This is a genomic window from Moorena sp. SIO4E2 (assembly GCF_010671945.1).
GTDB lineage: Bacteria > Cyanobacteriota > Cyanobacteriia > Cyanobacteriales > Coleofasciculaceae > Moorena > Moorena producens.
On sequence record NZ_JAAHIE010000380.1, the window covers coordinates 1 to 7,347 of the forward strand.

9 protein-coding genes are annotated in these 7,347 nt (G+C 42.5%); 6 read left to right on the forward strand and 3 right to left on the reverse strand.

Translation table 11 applies throughout. The annotated features are described in order from the left end of the window. A partial coding sequence (locus tag F6K37_RS27855; RefSeq protein ID WP_353838578.1) for a YheT family hydrolase occupies positions 1 to 638 on the forward strand: 638 nt, incomplete at its 5' end. A 60-nt stretch (positions 639 to 698) separates the two neighbouring features. Continuing rightward, a complete protein-coding gene (locus tag F6K37_RS27860; protein WP_287253655.1) occupies positions 699 to 1,601 on the forward strand; it encodes a ChaN family lipoprotein in 903 nt (300 codons plus the stop codon). A gap of 366 nt (positions 1,602 to 1,967) precedes the next feature. Here the strand turns inward: F6K37_RS27860 and F6K37_RS27865 are convergent, their stop codons facing one another. Continuing rightward, complete coding sequence (locus F6K37_RS27865; protein WP_287253657.1) at positions 1,968 to 2,789, reverse strand: inositol monophosphatase family protein; 822 nt, start codon at positions 2,787 to 2,789, stop codon at positions 1,968 to 1,970. 236 nt (positions 2,790 to 3,025) lie between these two features. Here F6K37_RS27865 and ccmS point away from each other — a divergent pair, with 236 nt between their 5' ends. After that, positions 3,026 to 3,454 carry a beta-carboxysome assembly chaperone CcmS gene (gene ccmS, locus F6K37_RS27870; RefSeq protein ID WP_008184040.1) on the forward strand — a complete coding sequence of 143 codons (429 nt, stop codon included), beginning with the start codon at positions 3,026 to 3,028 and terminating at the stop codon, positions 3,452 to 3,454. A gap of 408 nt (positions 3,455 to 3,862) precedes the next feature. On the opposite strand, the gene F6K37_RS27875 is transcribed toward ccmS, so the two are convergent. Continuing rightward, entirely contained in the window at positions 3,863 to 4,123 is a 261-nt protein-coding gene (locus F6K37_RS27875) for a cupin domain-containing protein (protein WP_287253660.1), read from the reverse strand. A gap of 400 nt (positions 4,124 to 4,523) precedes the next feature. Further along, positions 4,524 to 5,141, reverse strand: coding sequence for a vWA domain-containing protein (locus F6K37_RS27880; protein WP_287253661.1), 618 nt, complete (start codon positions 5,139 to 5,141; stop codon positions 4,524 to 4,526). A gap of 159 nt (positions 5,142 to 5,300) precedes the next feature. Between F6K37_RS27880 and F6K37_RS27885 the strand changes: the two genes are divergently transcribed. The 3 genes from F6K37_RS27885 to F6K37_RS27895 form a co-directional block, all read left to right on the forward strand. Then, positions 5,301 to 5,447: a hypothetical protein gene (locus F6K37_RS27885; protein WP_287253663.1), complete on the forward strand. Its 147-nt coding sequence runs from the start codon at positions 5,301 to 5,303 to the stop codon at positions 5,445 to 5,447. 290 nt (positions 5,448 to 5,737) lie between these two features. Beyond that, a complete protein-coding gene (locus F6K37_RS27890; protein ID WP_287253664.1) occupies positions 5,738 to 6,142 on the forward strand; it encodes a hypothetical protein in 405 nt (134 codons plus the stop codon). A gap of 102 nt (positions 6,143 to 6,244) precedes the next feature. Beyond that, on the forward strand, positions 6,245 to 7,347 hold a 1,103-nt coding region (locus tag F6K37_RS27895; protein WP_287253666.1), incomplete at its 3' end, for an AMP-binding protein.

A 7,347-nucleotide genomic window follows, 5' to 3' on the forward strand; every position in this document is an offset into this window, starting at 1 on the left:
AATTAGTAAAGATGGGTTGCCCAGAACCTGTCGGTTTGGTGGGCTTTTCCATGGGGGGACAGTTGGCATTGTGGGGACTTAAGGCCGCAGTTGAAAACAATTGTTCTCTGGTCAGGTTTGGAGCAGTTTTGGGTCCTAATCTGGAATCGAATCGCTCCATAGATTATTTGCTATCTACCCCAATGGGACGTTTGATCGAAAAGAGGTTTACTCATAAACTCAGGAAAATAGCTCAACAACGGTTAGAAAAATTTCCTGAGGCTGTTAAAGCTGGTGTAGTGGAGTGCATTAACTCAATGCGGAGCTTTGACCAGTATATGGTGATTGATTACTACGGGTTTGCTAGCGTTAATGAATACTATCAGAAGACTAGTGGACTTTACCTGTTGGACAGCTTAGCTTTGCCCTATTTGATCATCTATGCTGCGGATGACCCGATTTTTGACCCTACTATTATTCCAGAATTGGAAGAGCGCACGAGTAGTAATCCCTATGCCAACTTGATTTTAACTCCCCAAGGGGGTCATGTGGCTCACATTAGTACAGGCAAAGGTGATGTGGATGAATTTTGGGCTTTGAATCGGCTTTTGGAATTTTGTGATAGTAAATCAATTCCTGGCAATCCTGAATCACGTTAAGCTAAACATGACCAGTAAACATAACCAGTTGGATTTTTGAGTAGCTATTATCACTTTTATATGGGCACAATTACCAAAGTCGTTGTTTATTCCCTAGGAATTTTCTTTCTCTGTACTACCCCAGTTTTTGCTCAACATAAACAACATAATAGTTCAACTGCCACTAGCCAGCAACAACAAATAGAAACGGTCAATTTAGTATCCCTACCAGAGGTATTACCGGAATGGAAAAAAGCCCGGGTTATCTATTTAGGAGAAACTCACAATAGCACAAAAGATCATGAGGCGCAGTTAGCGATTATTGAAGCACTAACCCGTGAAAATTCCAAAATTGCGATCGCAATGGAAATGTTCCAGCGCCCAGCTCAAGATATCCTGGATCAATACCTAGCCGGGGAAATCACAGAAGCTGACTTGGTTAAGCAAAGTGAGTATGAACAACGCTGGGGCTTTCCTTGGGAATATTATGCTCCCCTGGTACGCTTTGCTAAAACCAATCAACTGCCTGTGTTAGCCTTAAATACACCCACTGAGGTCACTCGTAAAGTAGCCCGTAGGGGTTTAGAGAGTTTAACCTCTGCTGAGCAGGAACATATTCCCCCATTATCGGAAATTCGTACAGATAATGCTGATTACCGCAATCTGATTCAGGGATTCTACCAACAACATCACCACGCCGGTCATAGCAATAGTCTCAACTTCGACAATTTTTTCACAGCCCAAGTGTTATGGGATGAAACCATGGCAGAGAAGATTGCTTTGTTTGCCCAAGCTAACCCAGATTATCAAGTAGTAGTGATTGCTGGGCAAGGTCATATTATCTATGACTACGGTATACCCAGTCGGGTTGCTCGACGATTCAATCATCAGTTGGAACAAATTTCCGTTTTGTTGGGTGCTCAGCCAGAGAAACTGGCAGGAGAAAATGCGATCGCAGATTATTTATGGGAACATCCCTTTTGAATTAAGAATGTAGAATGTAGAATGTAGAATTTAGAATTTAGAATGTAGAATTGGGAATTTAGAATTTAGAATTTAGAATTTAGAATGTAGAATTGGGAATTTAGAATTTAGAATTTAGAATTGGGAATTTAGAACTTATAATTCTACATTTGGCCTTATACATTCTGCCTTATACATTCTACATTCTGCCTTATACATTCTACATTCTGCCTTATACATTCTACATTTGGCCTTCTTAATTCTACATTCTACATTTGGCCTTATACATTCTACATTCTTAATTCTACATTCTTAATTCTACATTCTACATTCTACATTCTTAATTCTACATTCTTAATTCTACATTCTTAATTCTACATTCTACATTCAACTTGTCTTATTCCCAAGAAACTCTACCAAGGGCTTAAACACACTCACTAATTCCGGACGTGCTGCAACTAGAGTTGGAAACGACCGCTGACCGTAATCTTGGCCTACTTCTAGGGGGAAAATTGTCTGAGAATCTAGGGGTACCCAAACTGCCCCAGCTGCGTGAATAATCACCCAAGCTCCAGCAAAATCCCAAATCTTAGGGGTGGCTTCCACTCCTCCTAAGGTGACACCGTTGGCAGTGGCGATAAAGTTGTAACTGGCAACCCCTAGCATCCGAATTTTGCAGGGGAAGGGTTGCTTCATTACTGAGGTACTACGGGCGCACAGGTTGAAAAAGTGGTTTTGGCTAGGGGAATCCTGGCTGCTGTGGATGGGACGTCCATTGAGAAAAGCACCGTTTTCTACACCTTTGAGGTCTGATTTCCCGAGCCAAAAACCATGAAAGGATTGCTGGACAGGGGCAAAATGAATATAACCAAACACTGGAGTTCCGTGATACAACAAGCCTAAGGAAACCCCCCACAGGGGAATTCCTCTAGTAAAGTTGGTGGTGCCATCAAGAGGGTCAATAATCCAGCACCATTCAGACTCAGGAAATTCGTGGGATGCTTCTTCGCTCAGTACGCCGTGGCTGGGGAAATGAGATGCGATCGCATCTCTAATTTCTTGATCTGCCCACCTGTCCGCCTGGGTCACTAACGTACCATCGGCTTTTTCGGACCCTTGTACCTGACCAAAGTCCCGGAGGTGCCGATTACCGACACGGTTTGTGGTGTCTTTGGCAAAGTTGAGAATATCTGTCCAAAAATCATTCATATCAAGTCCGGTGGTGCGCGGTACCGGAAATGATATCATGGTGCAGCTGTCTAGTAAAAACCACCCATCTGCCTTAGTTTCTTGGGTTAGTTTTTGGTTTGTGTCGCTCTAGACAATCGGGATGTGAGTATAGCGTTTTCCATAGTTATGAGGTACACAGGATTTTTTCCCTGCTCCCTACTAACTGCTAACTAAAACCCATAACGAAAGTACCTCACCCAATTGATAAATAATATATGGACTTATTCGGTAGTAATCGGCAAGACTTAGCAATAAACAAGTGGCAACATCAGTTAGATAAGTTTGTTAAAGCCAATCAAAAAGAATTAGCTGCACTGGCTTGGGGGCTATTTCTGGAAAAAGGAGAAACTGATGAAACCCTCGGACTTGATATGAAACCGAAGCCACATTTTGTTTACTGTCCTAGGGCAGCAATAGAAACCCTAAATCGTCAGGTTAATAACCAAATTCAGGAAATTTTGGGAGTGGTGGATGCTCATAAACCTGAGCAGGAAGTTCTGATTATTGGTATTGGTAATGGACAGTTGAAACTGATTCAATTTGAACCTGAACTTTCACCACCGGAGTGCTTTATAGAAGTTGGGAAAGATGTCGATCAATTATTAGAAGAATTAGAGAAGCAGATGAGTGAAACAATAAAGTAGGCATATAGAGTAGGGATATAAATTCCGGTTAATCACTTCAATTTTATTACCCCTACTCCCTAAAATCCTGGATCAAAGCCCCTCAAAATTCTGGCGTTGCTGATTATGGGTATGGTTTTGCCCCCCTAGGGTGTGTTTTCAAACTCGGAGATCCCCCTAAATCCCCCTTAAAAAAGGGGGACTTTGAGTATGGCTCCCCCCTTTTTTAAGGGGGGCTGGGGGGGATCATAATCTTGCGGAAAACTTTGAAAACACGCCCTAGCCCCCCAAGCGAGGGATTGCTCGCTTGGGGGGAACAAAACTCTTAAAGTCCCCCAAGCGAGGGATTGCTCGCTTGGGGGATTTAGGGGGCTTTAACTTTCACCAGATAATCGCGCATTCATTCCTTAATTCAGCAACGCCAAAATTCTAGCCAAATTGATAGTGTTTTCTAACATTAGAAATAATCTTCCAGGTGCAAGACATTCCAGCTGGGAAAGTGACCAAATCTCCTTTGGCAATTTGAACTGGTTCACCACCATCTGGCGTGACAACTACTTCACCTTCTAGTAAGTAACAAATTTCCTGTTCATCGTAAGTCCAGGGAAATTCCGAGACTTCCTTTGTCCAAATTGGCCAATTTGAGACACCCAAGTTATCAAGATGGTCTTGGCTAGGACGTTCAATCATAATTTTATTGATATTGGTTGGTGTAGACATATAGCGTTTGTATTTGAGTTGTGAACAGAATCCTTAGGTAAAGGCAAGAGGCAAGAGGCAAGAGGCAAGAGGCAAGAGGCAAGAGGCAAGATTTAATCAAGTCAAGTATATAGGTATTTTTGATAAAAAAACAAATGGTATTCCTTGTTTAAACTTATTGGGAAATGCTATAGTTTTTGCAACTTAACCGTGTTCATTGGTAAGCATTCATTTTCATCAAAGCTATCAGCTAATACCCATAAGCTGGTCAGCTATCAGCTATCAGCTATCAGCTTTGGGGCTGTGGCCAGGCTACTGGAGGTGCTTTTGAATAAAATAAGCTGAAAGCTCAAGGCTGACGGCTGACGGCTGACCGCTGATAGCTTACATCCTAATCATATAGGGCATCGAGCAAAAACTTGGTAATCTGACTTTCCTCCATAGCTGACAAAAGCTTAGTGTCGGCAATATCTAACTTAGCTCCCGCAGCATGTAAATCATCATCTAAGGCAGTTAGAAAACCACGAGTAATGGGGTCTTCCCCCACTTGGGCAAACATCACACCCAGTTCTTCCTGAGAATCCATCTTATTAGTTGCTGCCACTAGCAATTTGACTACAGCCATGGGTGGCTTTGGTTCACTATCCAGGATGACGATAATAATATCACCGTTTGCTTTTGTCTGCTGGCGGGATTTACGGCTAAAGTGGTCATCAAGTGCAACTTTGAGCGGCTCAACCACATTGATGCTGTCTGAACCATAGGGCTGCTCAAACAGGTCAACTAATGCCTGACTAGTGGTGTTGTCATATTTTTGATAGGGAGTAGATGCAATATAAATAGTGAGTCCATCTGGATCAAGTTCCTCACATTTCTTTGCCAAGGCGATAATAGACTCCTGAGCTAGCAACCATTGCTTGTCCAGTCCAGGCTGGGTTCCAAAGGTTTTAGAGGCATTTCTTGCCAGAATTATGGTGTAGTCTCGGTTTTGCAATAGGTCTTGAGACACAGTTATCCTCTGATCTCCATTAGCATCTTATCCTAAGTTTTCCCAGAAATCCTGATCAGATCCAATCAGGAGTTGGGAGAGTCTGGTTGAAAATGTTATTTTTCTATAGCTTTTTCTATAGCTAAGGAGTCCCAGACAAGTAAAGTGGACTGTTAAGAGTTGGAAACTTTGGGTCTCGGAATAGGGAACAGCAACGGTTTGAGCAACTTGAAGTTTCTTAACACAGTTTACAAAAAATTAATAGCGTTTCTGTTAGTAATGAGAACTCAAGCATTTTTTCCCTACTCTCTACTCCCTACTCCCTAAAACCTAGGACGAAAGTACCTTAATCAATGGATTACTGCTAGTGAGTACTCCTAGATGTCAGAGTACTTAGGTTTTATATAGCTATAGGTGGGACGAGAGTCAAGCAGAATTTATTGACGATTAGGGTTGACAGGTTATTTTTTTCGTGCTAAATTTCTCATATTGCCTAATTTCGGTGCCTCTCAAGGCTCAGAAACCTAAGTACACCTAAGTAAAGTTAAAACAGTAAAAAACTGTGGCAGGGGAGCAAGTAAGCGTTGAAAAACGCTATCTACCAAGGAGGTTGAAACTTGAAAAATCTCAGATTTTTAGACCTTGACGAGAAGTTTGACAATCTGGTAGAGTTGTGGCGCTTGAGAGCCCATTCTCAGCCTGAACAAATCCCTGATACCTTCAAGGAAAAAGGGGAAGAAGAAACTGATGGTATCACCTATGAGGTATTAGACCAACGCTCAAGGGCGTACGCCTGCCAGTTGCCGTCTCTGGGGGCAACGGGAGAACGAGCGCGAGCTAGTAGTACCACCAGGTATAGACTTCATTGCTGCTTTGTTTGGGTGCTTGTATGCTGGCGTAATTGCAGTGCCCACATATCCACCACCGAGACGCAGTCAAAATCTGTCTCGGTGGTTAGCGTACGCATACCTATGCAGAGGAAAGCACTAGAACAAAACCAAGTAATACCCGTCTGTAGCTAGGTTACAGGTGTCCGTAAGGTTATAGGTTGTGGTCAGCCATGGTTAGACCAGAAAATTGCGTACGTTATTGGCAAACAATAGTGGTGAATCCAAATTGAGTATATGAAAAATGAGCAAGAATTTTCTACTTTAATTGACCTTCTTCAATATCGCTCCCACTATCAATCTGCTCGAAAAGCTTACAGTTTCCTACAGAATGGGGAAAAAGAGGTAAATAGCCTAAGTTACAAAGAATTAGATGAAAAAGCCAGGGCAATTGCTGTAGAACTTCAAAAACAAGTAGATAGGAATGAAAGGGCTTTACTCCTATATCCACAGGGACTAGAATTTATCGCCGCCTTATTTGGGTGTTTGTATGCAGGAGTGGTTGCCATTCCGGCACCACCACCAGACCCAATTAGACTGAAGCGGACACTACCTAGGCTTGAAGCAATTGTCTTTGATGCCCAAGCTTCGGTAATACTTACTGATTTTTCCAAGTATTCCCAACTCAAAGAATCCACTTCTCAGTTGTCTTCAGAATTCAAAAGGATCAAATGGATAGTTAGCGATAAAATTCCTATTTCGCTATCACAAAAATGGCAAAAACCAGATCTAAATGGCGATACTCTGGCTTATCTTCAATACACATCCGGCTCCACTTCAACACCAAAGGGTGTGATGCTAACCCACAAAAATTTAATACACCACTGTAGTTACATAAAAGAAGCTTGGGGTTATACATCAGACAGTATCGCCACAACGTGGGTTCCCCATTTTCACGATTATGGACTCGTTGATGGACTAATCCAACCGCTATATTCCGGTATTCCCTGCTATGTGATGTCGCCCATCGCCTTCTATATGCGACCCATTCGTTGGCTACAGACAATTTCACGCTACCGAGTTACCCATAGTCAAGGACCAAATTTTGCCTACGAACATTGCCTAAGAAGAACCACAGCAGAACAAAGGGCGAATTTAGACCTAAGTAGTTGGCGTACAGCTAGCAACGGAGCCGAGCCAGTTCGCCAAGAAACAGTGGAAAATTTTATTGCCACTTTTGAACCATTTGGTTTCCGTAGGGATGCTCTTTATCCAGCTTATGGACTAGCGGAAGCAACTTTGTTGGTTTCGACTAAAAAACATGGGGAAAAAGCCAGGGTGTTGACCTTAGCAGCAGAAGCCCTAGAAAAAAATAGAATTGTAGTAGTATCACCAGCAGA

Excerpts from the sequence above, each read along its gene's own strand:
- F6K37_RS27860 (WP_287253655.1), top strand. The coding sequence starts at position 699 with ATGGGCACAATTACCAAAGTCGTTGTTTATTCCCTAGGAATTTTCTTT.
- F6K37_RS27865 (WP_287253657.1), bottom strand. The coding sequence starts at position 2,789 with ATGAATGATTTTTGGACAGATATTCTCAACTTTGCCAAAGACACCACA.
- F6K37_RS27875 (WP_287253660.1), bottom strand. The coding sequence starts at position 4,123 with ATGATTGAACGTCCTAGCCAAGACCATCTTGATAACTTGGGTGTCTCA.
- ccmS (WP_008184040.1), top strand. The coding sequence starts at position 3,026 with ATGGACTTATTCGGTAGTAATCGGCAAGACTTAGCAATAAACAAGTGG.